This is a genomic window from Micromonospora peucetia (assembly GCF_900091625.1).
In the GTDB taxonomy this organism is placed as follows: Bacteria; Actinomycetota; Actinomycetes; order Mycobacteriales; family Micromonosporaceae; genus Micromonospora; species Micromonospora peucetia.
The window spans coordinates 2,937,557-2,953,613 of sequence record NZ_FMIC01000002.1 but is presented as its reverse complement, the minus strand read 5'-3'; the positions used below and the strand labels follow the sequence as shown (position 1 = coordinate 2,953,613).

The 16,057-nt window shown below is 73.0% G+C and carries 13 protein-coding genes; 4 read left to right on the top strand and 9 right to left on the bottom strand.

Translation table 11 applies throughout. The annotated features are described in order from the left end of the window. Nucleotides 1-96: 96 nt before the first annotated feature. A complete protein-coding gene (locus tag GA0070608_RS13920; RefSeq protein ID WP_091627921.1) occupies nt 97-1,044 on the bottom strand; it encodes an NUDIX hydrolase in 948 nt (315 codons plus the stop codon). Between the two features lie 144 nt (nt 1,045-1,188). On the opposite strand from GA0070608_RS13920, the gene GA0070608_RS13915 reads away from it, so the two are divergent. Next, nucleotides 1,189-1,506 carry a PspC domain-containing protein gene (locus GA0070608_RS13915; RefSeq protein ID WP_091627919.1) on the top strand — a complete coding sequence of 106 codons (318 nt, stop codon included), beginning with the start codon at nt 1,189-1,191 and terminating at the stop codon, nt 1,504-1,506. Nucleotides 1,507-1,513: 7 nt separating this feature from the next. Here the strand turns inward: GA0070608_RS13915 and guaA are convergent, their stop codons facing one another. Next, nucleotides 1,514-3,067 carry a glutamine-hydrolyzing GMP synthase gene (guaA, locus tag GA0070608_RS13910; protein ID WP_091627917.1) on the bottom strand — a complete coding sequence of 518 codons (1,554 nt, stop codon included), beginning with the start codon at nt 3,065-3,067 and terminating at the stop codon, nt 1,514-1,516. Nucleotides 3,068-3,284: 217 nt separating this feature from the next. After that, nucleotides 3,285-4,982, bottom strand: coding sequence for an FAD-dependent oxidoreductase (locus tag GA0070608_RS13905; RefSeq protein WP_091627915.1), 1,698 nt, complete (start codon nt 4,980-4,982; stop codon nt 3,285-3,287). Nucleotides 4,983-5,117: 135 nt separating this feature from the next. Between GA0070608_RS13905 and GA0070608_RS13900 the strand changes: the two genes are divergently transcribed. Beyond that, nucleotides 5,118-6,236: an LCP family protein gene (locus GA0070608_RS13900; RefSeq protein WP_091627913.1), complete on the top strand. Its 1,119-nt coding sequence runs from the start codon at nt 5,118-5,120 to the stop codon at nt 6,234-6,236. Nucleotides 6,237-6,242: 6 nt separating this feature from the next. Here GA0070608_RS13900 and GA0070608_RS13895 read toward each other — a convergent pair whose 3' ends face one another. From GA0070608_RS13895 to guaB, 4 genes are all read right to left on the bottom strand, one after another. After that, nucleotides 6,243-7,706: a M1 family metallopeptidase gene (locus GA0070608_RS13895; RefSeq protein WP_091627911.1), complete on the bottom strand. Its 1,464-nt coding sequence runs from the start codon at nt 7,704-7,706 to the stop codon at nt 6,243-6,245. 161 nt (nt 7,707-7,867) lie between these two features. Beyond that, entirely contained in the window at nt 7,868-9,295 is a 1,428-nt protein-coding gene (locus tag GA0070608_RS13890) for a M1 family metallopeptidase (protein ID WP_425413229.1), read from the bottom strand. A 49-nt stretch (nt 9,296-9,344) separates the two neighbouring features. After that, complete coding sequence (locus GA0070608_RS13885; protein WP_091627909.1) at nt 9,345-10,463, bottom strand: GuaB3 family IMP dehydrogenase-related protein; 1,119 nt, start codon at nt 10,461-10,463, stop codon at nt 9,345-9,347. A gap of 29 nt (nt 10,464-10,492) precedes the next feature. Then, nucleotides 10,493-12,055, bottom strand: a complete 1,563-nt coding sequence (guaB, locus tag GA0070608_RS13880) for an IMP dehydrogenase (RefSeq protein ID WP_091627907.1) — start codon at nt 12,053-12,055, stop codon at nt 10,493-10,495. Nucleotides 12,056-12,241: 186 nt separating this feature from the next. Between guaB and GA0070608_RS13875 the strand changes: the two genes are divergently transcribed. Beyond that, the gene (locus GA0070608_RS13875; RefSeq protein ID WP_091635052.1) at nt 12,242-12,652 is read left to right on the top strand and encodes a DUF5319 domain-containing protein; all 411 of its coding nucleotides are present in this window, start codon (nt 12,242-12,244) and stop codon (nt 12,650-12,652) included. A 51-nt stretch (nt 12,653-12,703) separates the two neighbouring features. On the opposite strand, the gene GA0070608_RS13870 is transcribed toward GA0070608_RS13875, so the two are convergent. After that, a complete protein-coding gene (locus GA0070608_RS13870; RefSeq protein WP_091627905.1) occupies nt 12,704-13,531 on the bottom strand; it encodes a helix-turn-helix transcriptional regulator in 828 nt (275 codons plus the stop codon). A 252-nt stretch (nt 13,532-13,783) separates the two neighbouring features. On the opposite strand from GA0070608_RS13870, the gene GA0070608_RS13865 reads away from it, so the two are divergent. Next, nucleotides 13,784-14,167: a WhiB family transcriptional regulator gene (locus tag GA0070608_RS13865; protein WP_091635048.1), complete on the top strand. Its 384-nt coding sequence runs from the start codon at nt 13,784-13,786 to the stop codon at nt 14,165-14,167. Nucleotides 14,168-14,401: 234 nt separating this feature from the next. Here GA0070608_RS13865 and groL read toward each other — a convergent pair whose 3' ends face one another. Further along, nucleotides 14,402-16,042, bottom strand: a complete 1,641-nt coding sequence (gene groL / locus GA0070608_RS13860; protein WP_091627903.1) for a chaperonin GroEL — start codon at nt 16,040-16,042, stop codon at nt 14,402-14,404. Nucleotides 16,043-16,057 lie beyond the last annotated feature (15 nt).

The window sequence follows — 16,057 nt, the reverse complement described above, 5'->3', positions numbered from 1 at the left end:
GACCGGTTACCTCGATCATGAGGTTAGCCGCAGCGGATCCGGTGTGCCGCCCGGTCAACCTCATGATCGACGAACCGGAGGGCGGGGGTGGGGGAATCAGGCGAGGCGGGCGGCCTGGACGGCTTCCGCCGTCACCTCGGTCAGGCGGTCGGTGGGAAGGGCACCCAGTTCCTCGCGGGCGAACCAGCGGGCCTCACAGGTGGAGCCGCCGACATCGGCGACGGTGGGCGGGGCCGGCTTGTCGACCACGACCCGGTAGAAGGCACGGACGCCGTGCCAGTCGATCGGATAGCCCTCCGGGCCGAGGGAGGCGGCGTCGCGGTGGCTGGCCACGCCGAGCAGCTCGACGAGGCGGCCGGTCTGTCCGGTCTCCTCGACCAGCTCTCGGATCAGGGCCGCGCCGGGCTGCTCGCCGTAGTCCGTGCCACCGCCCGGCAGGTGCCAGCAGCCCGCCCCCGGGTAGCCGTCGGAGACCCGGGTCAGCAGCACCCGGTCGTCCGGGTCGGTCACCACCGCATACGCGGCGAAGCGCTGGGCCCGGTGCAGCCCGTCGGGGCCCGGCACCGCGTAGAACGACGGGAAATCCGGCGCCTCGTCCGGAACGATGTCGGCGGACGAGGCGGGCAGGCCCAGGGCCCACGCGGTGAACGACCGCAGCGGCAGCTCGCGGGCCTCCGTCGGGGTGAACCAGCGGGCCAGGTCGGTCGGCCGGTCGACCCGGTCGGCGAGCGTCCCGCCCCGGAGCGAGACCTGGTAGACCAGCCGGTCGGTGTGGATGGTGATGCCCCGCTCCGGCAGTGCCCGCATGTCGGCGAGCACGTCGTGCAGGCCGGCGACGGTGACGGAGAGGCCGGTCTCGGCGGCGGTCTCCCGTACGACGGTGTGGTGTGGGTCCTCACCGTGGTCGACCGCCCCACCGGGCAGCGACCACGTGCCGGGGGTGCCGGAGCGCTCCGATGCGCGAACCAGCAACACCCGGCCGACTGAATCAGCACAAACTGCGTATGCCGCGATTCTGCGGAGCGGCTCCAGCATGGTGGTCACGGGGCCGAATTCTCCCCGGCCCGGGTTGCCTCCATCGAAAAGAGTCAGATTCCTGACTGAATGCTCGCGCCTCAGGGGCAGGTCAGGGTAGGCATCCGGGCGGTCACCGAGGCCGGTGGGGCAGCCGGCGCGGAGCGTGGAGGCATGACCTACACCGCCCCTCCCCGGCCCCCGTACAAGCAGCTCTGTCGCCCCGTCACGGACCGGATGATCGCCGGCGTGGCCAGCGGCCTCGGCCGCTATTTCGCCGTCGACCCCACCCTGGTCCGGGTGGTCTTCGCGGTCGCCGGCCTGTTCACCGGCGGGATCGCGCTGATCGCGTACCCGATCATGTGGTTCCTGATGCCCGAGGAGCCGGCCGACGCGCCCGCCTGGCCGCATCCCGCGCAGGCCGCGTCGCCCGCCGTGCCGCCGACGGCCGGCACCCGGCCGGCACCGCCGACCTACCCGCCGGCGGGGTGAGGCGGGCTCACTCCCACTCGATCGTGCCCGGCGGCTTGCTCGTCACGTCCAGCACCACCCGGTTGACCTCGGCGACCTCGTTGGTGATCCGGGTGGAGATCCGGGCGATCACCTCGTAGGGCAGCCGGGACCAGTCGGCGGTCATCGCGTCCTCGCTGGAGACCGGCCGCAGCACCACGGGATGCCCGTAGCTGCGGCCGTCACCCTGCACCCCGACGCTACGCACGTCGGCCAGGAGCACCACCGGGAACTGCCAGACGCCCCGGTCCAGGCCGGCGGCGGACAACTCCTCCCGGGCGATCAGGTCGGCCTTGCGGAGCAGGTCGAGCCGCTCCCGGTCGACCGCGCCGATGATCCGGATGGCCAGGCCCGGGCCCGGGAACGGGTGCCGCCAGACCATCGCCTCGGGCAGGCCCAACTGGAGGCCGAGCGCCCGGACCTCGTCCTTGAACAGCGTACGCAGCGGCTCGACCAGGGCGAACTTCAGATCCTCCGGCAGGCCGCCGACGTTGTGGTGGCTCTTGATGTTGGCCGTGCCGGTGCCGCCGCCGGACTCCACCACGTCCGGGTAGAGGGTGCCCTGGACGAGGAACTCGACGTCACCGTGGGCGGCGACCTCCCGCGCGGCGGCCTCGAAGACCCGGATGAACTCCCGGCCGATGATCTTGCGCTTCTGCTCCGGGTCGGTCACCCCGGCCAGCGCGTCGAGGAACCGCTCCTGCGCGTCGACCACCTTGAGCTTGATGCCGGTGGCGGCGACGTAGTCCTTCTCCACCTGCTCGGCCTCGCCGGCCCGCAGCAGGCCGTGGTCGACGAAGACGCAGGTGAGCTGGTCGCCGACGGCCCGGTGTACCAGCGCGGCGGCGACGGCCGAGTCGACCCCGCCGCTGAGGCCGCAGATGACCTCCTTGTCGCCGACCTGCTCGCGGATCCGGGCGACCTGCTCGTCGATGATGTTCTCGGGCGTCCAGGTCGGCTCGATGCCAGCGATGTCGTGCAGGAAGCGGCGCAACATCTCCTGGCCGTGCGCGGTGTGCCCGACCTCCGGGTGGAACTGCACCCCGGCCCGGCGGCCGGCGACGTCCTCGAACGCGGCGACCGGCGCCCCAGCCGACTCGGCGGTGACCGTGAAGCCCGCCGGGGCCTCCGTCACGCAGTCGCCGTGGCTCATCCAGACCGGCAGGTCGTCCGGCAGGTCGCGGAGCAGCACCCCGGCCTCCGGGCGGGCCCGCAACGGGGTGCCGCCGTACTCGCGGTTGCCGGTGTGGGCCACCGTGCCGCCGAGCGCCTGGGCCATCGCCTGGAAGCCGTAGCAGATGCCGAAGACCGGTACCCCGGAGGAGAACATGCCGGCGTCGATCTGCGGGGCGCCCGGGGCGTAAACGCTGGACGGACCGCCGGAGAGGATGATCGCGGCCGGGTCCTTCGCCAGCATCTCGGCGACCGGCATCGAGTGCGGCACGACCTCCGAGTAGACGTTGGCCTCACGCACCCGGCGCGCGATGAGCTGGGCGTACTGGGCTCCGAAGTCCACCACGAGGACGGGGCGAGGCGTGCTCATGTGCAGAAAGCCTACCGACCCTGGCGCCCGCCCCCACCTCGCCCCACCACACTTCACCCCGTCGCCCGCCGACCCCCGCCCCCACCGCGCGCGATCTTGCACCTTCCGCCCCGACAATAGGGGTGAAAGCCGCATCCGAGGGGCCGAAAGTGCAAGATCGCCGAGGTCAGGGGGCGGAGGCGGGGGCGGGGGCGGAGGGCGGGGGTGGGGGTGGGGGTCAGGGGCGGAGGGCGGCTGGGGCGTCAGGGGGGACGGCGGGGTGGTGGGGTGGGGTCGGCGTCAGGCGGCGGTACGGGGCACCCAGGGGCGGGCGGGGGTCCTGCTCGCCCTTGTTGGGCCAGAAGGACATCGCGCGTTCCGCCTGGGCGGTGATGGTCAGCGACGGGTTCACCCCGAGGTTCGCCGAGACCGCCGCGCCGTCGACCACGTGCAGCCCCGGGTGGCCGTAGACCCGGTGCCACGGGTCGATCACGCCGTCGGCCGGGGTGCCGCCGATCACCGCCCCGCCGAGGATGTGCGCGGTCACCGGGACGTCGAACGGCTCGGTCAGCGCCCCGCCGGGCGTACCGCCGATCTCCTCGGCCAGCAGCCGGACCGCCCGGTTGCCCGCCGGGATCCAGGTCGGGTTGGGCGTCCCGTGCCCCGGCCCGGAAACCAGGTGCCGGCCGAACGGGCCGCGCCGCAGCCGGGTGGTCAGCGAGTTGTCCGCCGACTGCATGACCAGGGCGATCACCGTCCGCTCCGACCAGCCCCGGACCGACAGCAGCCGGGCCGCCGTGGCCGGCTGCCGCAGCAGGCTACCCAGCCAGCGCCGGACCCGGCGCGGCCCGCCGTCGACCAGCAACGACTGGAGCAGCCCCATCGCGTTCGAGCCCCGGCCGTAGCGGACCGGCTCGACATGGGTCTGCGGATCGGGGTGGAACGAGCTGGTGATCGCCACCCCCTCGGTGAAGTCGAGCCCGTCGGCACGGGCCCGTCGGCGGGGCACCGAGGCGCCGAGGATCGCCTCCGAGTTGGTCCGGGTCAGCTCGCCGAGGCGGGGCGAGAGATCGGGCAACGCCCCCTGGGCCCGCATCGTGTGCAGCAGCCGCTGGGTGCCGAGCGCGCCGGCCGCGAAGACCACCTGGTCGGCGTGGATCACCTGCCGCCGCCCGCGCAGCCACGCCCCGGTACGCACGGTGTGCACCGCGTACCCGCCGCCGTCGACCGGGCGGACGGCGGTCACCGTGGTCAGCGGGTGCACCCGCGCGCCGAGCCGCTCGGCCAGCCAGAGGTAGTTCTTGACCAGGGTGTTCTTCGCGCCGTGCCGGCAGCCCGTCATGCACGCGCCGCAGTGCGTGCAGCCGGTACGCTCCGGCCCGGCCCCACCGAAGTAGGGGTCGGCGGCGTGCTGGCCGGGCCGGCCGATGAACACGCCGACCGGGGTGGCGTGGTGGGTGTGCCCCACCCCCATCCGGTCGGCCACCACTCGCATCGCCCGGTCCGCGCGGGTGACGACCGGGTACGTGGTGACGCCCAGCATCCGCTTCGCCTGGTCGTAGTGGCGGGCCAGCTCGTCGCGCCAGTCGGTGACGTCCCGCCACTGCGGGTCGGTGTAGAAGGCGTCCAGCGGCTCGTAGAGGGTGTTGGCGTAGACCAGTGAACCGCCGCCGACCCCGGCGCCGGAGAGCACCAGCACCCCGCCGCCGGCCTTCCGGTCGGCCGGCCGCAGCAGGGTGAGCCGCTGGAGGCCGTAGCAGCCGAGGCGGGGCGCCCACAGGAACCGCCGCAGCCGCCAGGAGGTCTGCGGGAACTCGTCGTCGGCGAACCGCCGCCCGGCCTCCAGCACCCCCACCGAGTAGCCCTTCTCGGCCAGCCGCAGCGCGGTGACGCTGCCGCCGAAGCCGGACCCGATGACGAGCACGTCGTACCGCATCACCGCATCATTACCGACCGGTAGCCATCGCGCCAGCGCCCGTTTTCGCGCGATCATGCTCCCGGTCCACGATCCGGGGGCGCCCACCCGCAACTCGGGGCCCCCGTCGGGGCGTTGTCATCACGGGGGTGTCGCATGAGTCAGCGGACAGGGGCGCCGCGCCCACGGTGGATGCTGGCGCTGGCCGCCCTCGCGGTCGTGGTCCTGGCGGCCGTGGGCGCCCTGGTGGTCACCCGGCTCGTCGGCGACGACGGGCCGCAGCGCGCCATCGGGCCGGCGGGCGCCACCCGGACGCCGCAGGCGAGTCCCACCCCGAGCCCGACCGCGCCGCCGGGCGCCGGCATCACCGGCCCGCTCAACCTGCTGCTCGTCGGGGTGGACACCCGGGTCAGCGTGCCGGGCTGGGAGCCGCACGGCGACGCCGTGCTGGTGCTGCACGTGCCGAAGGGCCTCGACCGGGCGTACCTCTTCTCCCTGCCCCGCGACCTGCTGGTCGACATCCCGGCCTTCCCGAAGGCCGACTACCGCGGCGGGAAGACCAAACTCACCCACGCGATGAGCTACGGCAGCCGGGTGCCCGGCAAGCCCGAGCAGCCGAGCACCGCCCAGGGGTACGAGCTGCTGCGCAGCACGGTCAGCGGCTACACCGGGCTGCGCATCGACGCCGGTGCGGTGCTCACCTTCAACGGCTTCGACAAGCTGGTGAACGCCCTCGGCGGGGTGGACCTCTACATCGACCAGCGGGTGGTCTCGCTGCACCGCCGCCCCGACGGCCGGCACCGGGAACCCGCGCCGGGCGGCGGGGGCTACGTCGGGCCGCAGATGGTGTACGAGAAGGGCGAGCGGCACCTCAACGGCTGGCAGGCGCTGGACTACGCCCGGCAGCGCTACATCACCGGCGGCGGATACGCCCGGCAGCGCCACCAGCAGCAGCTCATCAAGGCGCTGGTCACGAAGATCCTCGACGAGAACCTGGCCCGGCAGCCGGAGCGCGTGCAGCAGGTGGTCGACGCGCTCGGCGACACCCTGGTCTACGCGGGCGGGCCGCGCATCGTGGACATCGCGTACGCCCTCGGCGGGCTCGCGCCGGACCGGTTCGTGTCCGTCGACCTGCCCGGCGCGGGCGTGGGCAAAGGCAGCGCCTACCGGGGCGAGGAGCTCACGCAGACCGGCCGGAAGTTCCTCACCGAGCTGCGCGCCGGCCGGGCGGACGCCTACCTCGCCGCCAACCCGAAGCTGCGCCTCACCCGCTGAGGGCCGTCACCGGCGCTCGGGACGGCCGGGACGCTGGGTGCCGTGCAACCACGCCTGGAACAGGTCGTCGAGCTGCTCACCCGAGACCCGCTCGGCCAGCGCGACGAACTCGGCGGTGGTCGCGTTGGCGTCGCGCTTCTGCGCCGCCCAGGTCTTCAGGATCTCGAAGAACGCCTTGTCGCCGACGGCCACCCGCAGCGCGTGCACGGTCATCCCGCCGCGCTGGTAGACCGACTCGCTGAACAGGTTCGCCGCCCCCGGCTCACCCGGGGGCGTCCGCCACACCTGACCGGACGAGCCGGTGTAACGGGCGTCGAACGCCTGCTGGGCGGTACGCCCGCCGTCGTGCTCGGCCCAGAGCCACTCGGCGTACGTGGCCAGGCCCTCGTTGAGCCAGATGTCCTGCCACCTCGCCAGCGAGACGCTGTTGCCGAACCACTGGTGCGCCAGCTCGTGGGCGACCACGCCGGTGTTCTCGCCGCCGGAGAAGAAGTTCGCGGAGTAGACCGGGCGGCTCTGCGTCTCCAGGGCGTACCGGATCCGGGAGTCGGAGATCACCACGCCCCCGTACGCCCCGAACGGATACGGCCCGAAGACGCTCTCCAGGTAGTCGGCCACCTCGACCGTGCCGGCGATCGACCGGTCCGCCGCGCCCTGCGGCAGGTCGGTGGTGACCGCGTGGAACACCGGCCGTCCCTTGTGCTCGCCCTCGGTGATCCGGAACTTCCCGATCACCACGGTGCTCAGGTAGCTCGCCATCGGGCTGCGCTCGGCCCACTTCCAGGTGGTCCAGCCGCCGGCCGTGTTCTTCCCCGCCGGCACCCCGTTGCTGACCGCCGTCAGCCCCTTCGGCACGGTGATCTCGAAGTCGTAGGTGGCCTTGTCCGAGGGGTGGTCGTTTACCGGGAACCAGGTGCTCGCCGACTGGGGCTGGCCGAGCGCGATCGCCCCCTCGTCGGTGTGCAGGAAGCCCCCGACGCCGAGTGTCTCGTCGGACAGTGGCTCCGGCTCGCCCTCGTACGCGATCTCGGCGACGAAGCCGTTGCCCGCGATCAGGCCGCGGGCTGGCGTCACCACCAACTCGTCACCCTTGCGGCCGTGCTTCGCCGGGGCCCCGTCCACCGTCACGGACCGCACGGTCAGCCCGACCAGGTCCAGGTTGAACGCGGACAGGTCGGTGGTCGCCGCCGCCTGCACGGTCGTGGTGCCGGTGAGCCGGTCCTTCGCCGGGTCGTACCGCACCTTGACGGTGTAGCGGCTGACGTCGTACCCGCCGTTGCCGTAGGTCGGGAAGTAGGAGTCACCGGCGCCGGCCGCCCCCAGGAGGAACTGCCGCGGCGTGTCCGGCGCGGCGGTGGCCGGGGACGGGCTCGGGGCCGACTCCTCGGCCGACCCGCATCCGGCCAGCCCGAGCGTGCCGGCCAGCAGCAGGCCGGTGCCCGCGCACAGCATCCGCCGCGAGAGCGTCATCGTCTCTCCTCCCCTGCACCACCGGTCGCCGAACCGGCGACCCGTGGCGGATCCGCGCCCGGTCGGTGCCGCTCGCCCCAGCCGGCCGCACGGAAGCGGCCGGGCCGGTGGTGCGGCGCCGGGGTCCGGCGGCAGCCTACCGAGCGCCGACGCGAGGCGTGTCAGGGCAGTGCGGGGGCCCTCGCGCCGACGAGCCAGGCGTCGAAGATCGGGCGCAGGGGCTTCCCGGCGACCCGTTCGGCCAGCACGACCAGGTCCGCCGTGGTGGCGTTGCCGCCGCGCCGCTCGGCCGTCCAGGTGCGCAGGATGCGGAAGAACGTGTCGTCGCCGACCGTGCGGCGCAGCGCGTGCACGGCGAGTGCGCCGCGCTTGTAGACGGCCGCCCCGAACAGTTGGGACCGTCCGGGGTCGACGGACGGCCGGGACCAGTCGGTGCCGGCGTACTCCAGCTCGAAGTTGCGCTGCGCGGTGCGACCGCCGTCGTGTTCCTCCCACAGCCACTCCGCGTAGCTGGCGAAGCCCTCGTTGAGCCAGATGTCGCTCCACCGGCTCAGCGTCACGCTGTTGCCGAACCACTGGTGGGCCAGCTCGTGCGCGACCACGCCCGGGTTGGGTCGCCCGCCCCGGAAGAAGCCCGGCCCGTAGACCGGTCGGGACTGGGTCTCCAACGCGTAGCCGACCCGGGCGTCGGTGACCACGACGCCGCCGTAGGAGTCGAACGGGTACGGCCCGAACCTGCTGGCCAGGAAGTCGGCGATCTCGCCGGTGCGGGCCAGCGAGGCGGCCTCCGGCCCGGTCGCCGGCAGGCTCGCCGGCACCGCCGTGACCATCGGTCTGCCGGCGTGCGTGCCGGTCTCCACCCGGTAGTCGCCGATCACCAGGGTGGTCAGGTAGCTGGCCATCGGCGTCCCCTCGGCCCACCGCCAGGTGGTCCAGCCGGCGGCGCTGGTCTTCTCCCCCGGCACCCCGTTGCTCAGCGCGGCCAGCCCGTCCGGGACGGTCACCTCGATGTCGTACGTGGCCTTGTCGGACGGGTGGTCGTTGACCGGGAACCAGGTGGCCGCCGACCAGGGCTGCCCGAGTGCGACCGCGCCGTCGGCGGTGTGCAGGAAGCCGCCGCTGCCGAATTGCCCGTCGGCCTTCGCCGCCGGCACCCCGGAATAGTCGACCTCGACCGCGAACCGCTGTCCCTGCGGGAGGCCGTGGCGCGGGGTGACCACCAGTTCGTCGCCCTCCCGCCGGTGCTCGGCGCGGCTGCCGCCCATCGTGACCGCGGTGACGTCGAGGCCGGCGAGGTCGAGGGTGAACCGGGACAGCCCGTGGGTCGCCGTCGCCATGACCTTCGCCCGCCCGGTCAGCCGGTCGGTCGCCGGGTCGTACCGGACGGCCAGCCGGTAGTGCGAGACGTCGTAACCGCCGTTGCCGGCGCCGGGCACGTACGGGTCGGCGAGGTCGACGCTGCCCGGGCGCAGGCCGTCGCGCTCGCCCTGCCGGGGCTCGGCGGGATCGGTGGTGCAGGCGAACAGCAGCGTGACCACCGCCGCCGCGACGGCGAGCGTCCGACTGATCCGGTCAGGAGTACGACGCACCGGCCGAGCCTATCGGCGCGGCCGGTGCGGGTGGCGCTGCTTGCGCAGGTCAGCGGTCGAGGACCAGGCCGACCTTCTGGAACTCCTTGAGGTCGCGGTAGCCGCACTTGGCCATCGCCCGGCGCAGCCCGCCGAAGAGGTTGAGCTGACCGTCCGGCTCGTCGGCCGGGCCGAAGAGCAACTGGTCCATCGAGCCGAGCGGCTCGCCGGCGGCCTCGAACGCGCCCCGGGGCAGCGACGGGTGGCTGGCGGCGGAGTGCCACCAGGCGCCGCCGGCCGGCGCCTCCGCGCAGAGCGATAGCGGCTCGCCGAGCATCACCGCGTCCGCGCCGCAGCCGAGGGCCTTGGCGATGTCGCCCGAGGTCTCGATGTCGCCGTCGGCGATCAGGTGCACGTACCGGCCGCCGGTCTCGTCGAGGTAGTCCCGGCGGGCCGCTGCCGCGTCGGCGATCGCGGTCGCCATCGGCACCCGGATGCCGAGCACCGACTCGGTGGTGGACCACTCGTCGCCGCCGATGCCGACGATCACACCGGCCGCGCCGGTGCGCATCAGGTGCAGCGCCGTCTTGTAGTCGGTGCAGCCACCGACGACGACCGGGAGGTCCAGGTCGGCGATGAACTCCTTGAGGTTCAGCGGCTCGTCGGTGGTCGAGACGTGCTCGGCGGAGACGATGGTGCCCTGGATGACCAGGATGTCCACGCCGGCGTCGAGGATCACCGGGGCCAGCGCCAGGGTGTGCTGCGGGGAGACCCGCACCGCCACCGTGCCGCCGCCGGCGCGCAGCTCGCGGACCCGCTCGGCGATCAGGTCGGGGCGGATCGGCTCCGCGTAGACCTCCTGGAGCCGCTTGGTGGTGCGGGCGTCCTCGTCGAGCCCGGACAGCTCCTCCAGCACCTTGGTCGGGTTCTCGTAGCGGGTCCACAGGCCCTCGACGTTGAGCACGCCAAGACCGCCCAGTTCGCCGAGCCGGACGGCGGAGGCCGGGCTCATCGTCGCGTCGGAGGGGTGCCCGACGCAGGGGATGCCGAACTGGTACGCGTCGAGCTGCCAGCCGGTGGAGACGTCATCGACGTCCCGGGTCCGGCGGCTCGGCACGATGGCGATGTCGTCCAGGTGGTAGCCGCGCTGCGCGGTCTTGCCCAGCCCGATCTCGACCACGTCACGCATGGGGGACTCCAGTTGTCGCAGGGGGAAGGTCAGCGGGAGTGGTAGTTGGGCGCCTCGGCCGTCATCTGGATGTCGTGCGGGTGGCTCTCCTTGAGCCCGGCCGCCGTGATCCGGATGAGCTGACCGCGACGGTGCAGATCGGGGATGTTCTCCGCGCCGGCGTACCCCATCGCCAGCCGCAACCCACCGACCAACTGGTGGGCGACCTGGGCGAGCAGCCCGCGGTACGGCACCTGGCCCTCGACGCCCTCCGGGACCAGTTTCTCGTCGCTGGTCACGTCCTGCTGGAAGTAGCGGTCCTTGGAGTAGGACTTCGCCTGGCCCCGGGACTGCATGGCGCCCAGCGAGCCCATGCCCCGGTAGGCCTTGTACTGCTTGCCGTTGATGAAGATCAGCTCGCCGGGGCTCTCCTCGCAGCCGGCCAGCAGGCTGCCGAGCATCACCGTGTCGGCGCCCGCGACCATCGCCTTGGCGATGTCGCCCGAATACTGGATGCCGCCGTCGCCGATCACCGGGACGCCGGCCGGCCGCGCGGCGCGCGCGGCCTCCATGATCGCGGTGATCTGCGGTACGCCCACCCCGGCGACGATCCGGGTGGTGCAGATCGCGCCCGGCCCGACGCCGACCTTCACGCCGTCTGCGCCGGCGTCGACCAGCGCCTTCGCCCCGGCGTAGGTGGCGACGTTGCCGCCGACGATGTCGATCGTGACGTCCTTCTTGAGCTGGCGGACCATGTCCAGCACCGCCCGCTGGTGGCCGTGCGCGGTGTCCACGATCAGCACGTCGACGCCCGCGTCGACCAGCGCCCGGGCCCGCTTGTAGGCGTCGTCGCCCACCCCGATGGCGGCGGCGACCCGCAGCCGGCCGGCGTCGTCCTTGGTGGCGTCCGGGTACTGCTCGCTCTTGGTGAAGTCCTTGACCGTGATCAGCCCGCGCAGCCGGCCCGAGTCGTCGACGATCGGCAGCTTCTCGACCTTGTGCTGACGCAGCAGGTCGAGGGCGTCGTCCTTGCTCACCCCGACCGGGGCGGTGATCAGCGGGGTCCGGGTCATGATCTCGTGGACCGGGGTGGCCGGGTCGGAGACGAACCGCATGTCGCGGTTGGTGACGATGCCGACCAGTTGGCCCTCGCCGTCCACGACGGGCACCCCGGAGATGCGGTAGCGCCCGCAGAGGGCGTCGACGTCGCGCAGGGTGTCTCCGGGGCTGGCGGTCACCGGGTTGGTGATCATGCCGGACTCGGAGCGCTTCACCAGGTCGACCTGGAGGGCCTGGTCCTCCAGGGAGAGGTTGCGGTGCAGCACCCCGATGCCGCCCTGGCGGGCCATGGCGATCGCCATCCGGGCCTCGGTCACCGTGTCCATCGCGCTGGAGAGCAGCGGGATGGACAGGCTGATGTTGCGGGTCAGCTTCGTCACGGTGTTGACCCGGCTGGGCACCACGTCCGACTCGCCCGGCTGGAGCAGCACGTCGTCGAAGGTCAACCCGAGCGGGACCACCCGGGCGGAGCCGGCGGGCAGCTCGGGCAGATGGCCGCCCAGCTCGCCGCTGTCAGCGCCGGCAGGTAGGTCGGTGCTGGGCGAAAATTCCACGATTGCTCCCCTGAGCTGCTCGTACGGGCTTCAGCGAGGTGGCGCGGGCGGGCACCGGCACACGCCGGGTGACGGGCGCGTCGTCTCATCGTACCCACCGACCTGGGCCGACTCCGGCCGGTGGCGGCGCAGGTCACCGGTGGCCGGGGGCGGACGCGGCCGTGGCGTTGGGTCTACGGTGAGGGGGTGCACGACGAGCCCATCGACCCCTTCAACGGCGACCCGGCTGATCCGGCCGCCGGCCTGCACGATCCGGGCGACGACGCCCCGCTCGACCCGCTGACGGACGTCGAGCGCCAGGACGTGCTGGAGGATCTCGCCGACCTGGAGATCTACCAGGCGCTGCTGGCGCCGATCGGGGTGCGTGGGCTGGTCATCGAGTGTGAGGACTGCCGGGAGCCGCACTACTTCGACTGGGACCTGCTGCGGGGCAACCTGCGCCACCTGCTCAGCTCGGGGCGTCCCCGGGTGCACGAGCCGGCCTACGACCCCGACCCGGACCACTACGTCACCTGGGACTACGCCCGCGGCTACGCCGACGGGGTGCACGACACGCTGACCGAGGTCGCCGGCGAGGAGCCCGACTCCGAGAGCTGAGGCGTGTCGCCGGGCCCGGGTCAGGGCCACCAGCCCCACTCGGGGCGCGGCTCAGGCCACCAGGCCGGCCCGGAAGCCGGCCGCCACGGCGTGCGCGCGGTCCCGGGCGCCGAGCTTGCGGAACAGCCGCCGGGCGTGGGTCTTCACCGTGTCCTCCGAGACGAACAACTCCCGGCCGATCTCGGCGTTGCTCTTGCCCTCCGCCATGCCCAGCAGCACCTGGAGCTCGCGTTCGGTCAGTCCGATCTGGGACCGGCCGCCGCGCCCGGCGGACCCGCCCCGCCGTCCCGGCGGCGCGGTCTCCGCCGGCTCGTCGGCAGGCTCTGCCGGGTCGTCACCGCGTTGCGACGGCACGACCGTCGGGGCGCCGCCCGGTCCGTCGGGGGTCGTCGCCGACCAGTTGGCACCAGGCTCGGCCGGCGGCCGGCCGGCCGGGGTGGTGTTGCGGGCAGGGCCGCCGACCGCCGCCGTGTCCCGGGCGGGGTCGGTGATCCGGCGCCGCGCCGCCCGGCCGGGCGCGGAGAGCAGCAGCAGGGCCTTGGCCACCGCGCTGGTCAGGTCCTGGTCGACACCCTGGATGAGGCCCCGGGCACCGGCGCTGATGGTGGCGGCGGCCGCTTCCGACTCCTCGGTGCCGAGCAGCAGCACGGAGGCCTGCGGCGCGCGGGCGAGCACCCGGCGGACGAAACCCGCGCTGTCGGGCCGGGTGAGGGCCGTGTCCGCGAGCACCACGTCGGCCGGGCGCTCGGCCAGTCGCAACATGACCTCGGGGTCGGAGACAGCCGTCCGCACCACGGCCGACAACCCGAGCCGTGCCGCCGCGGACGCCAGATGCTGCGCCGCGAGCGGTGTCCGAACGCACACGAGAACCGTACGCACAGTGGTCTCCTCTCCGCACAAGAGCAGACCATGGCCGGGTCGGGTCGCGAGGGGGTTCGGACAATCCTCCGAACTTTTCCGACATGTAGGGCATATGCCGCCAGTTGCCGGAAGTTTTCGATCACAGGAGTGTGAGCCGGCAACAGCCCGGGTACGAAGGGCCCAGGCCGGAAACGGCGCGCCTGCGCGGACCGTCGCCCGGACGCCGATTCACCAGGATCTGCGCGGTGCCGCGCGGGAGGAGGGGTGCTGATGTCGAACGTACGCAGACTGCCCGGACCCATCGTCGACCTCTGGGACTGGCAGCGGCTCGGTGCCTGCCGGGGCCGGGACAGCGCGCAGTTCTTCCACCCGGACGGCGAGCGCGGCTCGTCCCGCCTACGCCGGGAGTCCGGTGCGAAGTCCGTCTGCCGCGCCTGCCCGGTCCGGGCCGAGTGCGCCGCACACGCCCTCGCCGTCCGTGAGCCGTACGGCGTGTGGGGCGGTTTCAGCGAGTCGGAGCGGCTGCGGCTGCTCGCCGTCGGCTGGGAGGACGTGGCCGACCGCCGCCAGAGCCGGGTCGACGTGGCCCGGCTGGAGGCCCGCCTGGGCCAGCCGCACCGGTCGACCGTCCCCGCCCAGCGCAAGATCGCCTGAGCCGGCGGTCCACGAGACCACACCGACGCCGCGTCCCCGCCCGGGGACGCGGCGTCGCGGCGTTTTCCCGCCGGGGACGCGGCGTTTTCCCGCCGGGGAGCCCGGCGCGAGGCGTTCCCCCCACCCGGTGTCCCGACGGACCGGCCGGCAGGCAGGTCACTCCCCCGTCCGCTGAAAGGTGTCGGGGCGCACCGTCATGCGGACGGTGCGCCCCGACGAGGCGTACGGCGAGGGTCAGAAACCCGGGCCGTGCTGGTGGCCGTGACCGTGGCCGTGCCCACCGGCGGCGGCCGGCTCGGCCTTCTCCGGCTTCTCCACCACGAGGCTCTCCGTGGTGAGCAGCAGGCCGGCGATCGACGCGGCGTTGGTGACCGCGTTGCGGGTCACCTTCACCGGGTCGACGATGCCGGACTTCGCCAGGTCGACGTACTCGCCGACGGCGGCGTCGAGGCCGTGGCCCCACTCCTTGCCGATGACCTTCTGCACCACGACGTAGCCGTCGTGGCCGGCGTTCTGCGCGATCCAGCGCAGCGGCTCGACCAGCGCCTTGCGCACGATCGAGACGCCGACCTTCTCGTCACCGGTGAAGCCGAGGTCGTCGTCGAGCACCGGCAGGATCTGCGCCAGGGCGGCGCCACCGCCGGGGACGGTGCCCTCCTCGACCGCGGCCTTGGTCGCCGCGATGGCGTCCTCGATGCGGTGCTTGCGCTCCTTCATCTCGACCTCGGTCGCGGCACCGACCTTGATGACCGCGATGCCGCCGGACAGCTTGGCCAGCCGCTCGGCGAGCTTCTCCCGGTCCCAGTCGGAGTCCGAGGCCTCGATCTCCTTGCGGATCTGCGCGACCCGGTCGGCGACCTCGCTCGACTGGCCACCACCGTCGACGACCGTGGTGTTCTCCTTGTCGATCACCACGCGCCGGGCGGTGCCGAGCACCTCCAGGCCCACCTGGTCGAGCTTGTAGCCCAGCTCAGGGGCGACCAGCTCGGCGCCGGTGAGGATCGCCATGTCCTGGAGCATCGCCTTGCGGCGGTCGCCGAAGCCGGGGGCCTTGACCGCGCAGACCTTGAGGGTCTTGCGGATCGAGTTGACCACCAGGGTCGACAGCGCCTGGCCCTCGACGTCCTCGGCGATGATCAGCAGCGGCTTGCTGTTCTGGAGGACCTTCTCCAGCAGCGGCAGCAGCTCCTCGATCGCCGAGATCTTCTGCGTGGTGATCAGGATGTACGGGTCCTCCAGGACCGACTCCTGCGACTCCGCGTCGGTGACGAAGTTCGGCGAGATGAAGCCCTTGTCGAACTGGAGACCCTCGGTCACGTCCAGCTCGGTGTGCAGGGCGGAGCCCTCCTCGACGGTGATGACACCGTCGCGGCCGACCCGCTCCATCGCCTCGGCGATCAGCTCGCCGATCGTGGCGTCCTGCGCGGAGATCGTCGCGACGTGCGCGATCGACTCCTTGTCGGCGACCTCGACCGCACGGCCGAGCAGCGCCTCGGAGACCTTGGTGGCCGCCGCGTCGATGCCCCGCTTGAGGCCGGCCGGGTTGGCGCCGGCCGTCACGTTTCGCAGGCCCTCGCGGACCATCGCCTGGGCCAGCACGGTGGCGGTGGTGGTCCCGTCGCCGGCGACGTCGTTGGTCTTGGTCGCCACCTCCTTGACCAGCTGCGCACCGAGGTTCTCGTAGGGGTTGGTGAGCTCGATCTCCTTGGCGATGGTCACGCCGTCGTTGGTGATCGTGGGCGCACCGAATTTCTTGTCCAGGACGACGTTGCGCCCGCGCGGGCCGAGGGTGACCTTGACCGCGTCCGCGAGGGCGTTGACACCGTGCTCGAGCAGGTGCCGGGCGTCGTCCGAGAAGCTCAGGATCTTCGCCATTAATGTCCCTTCGAT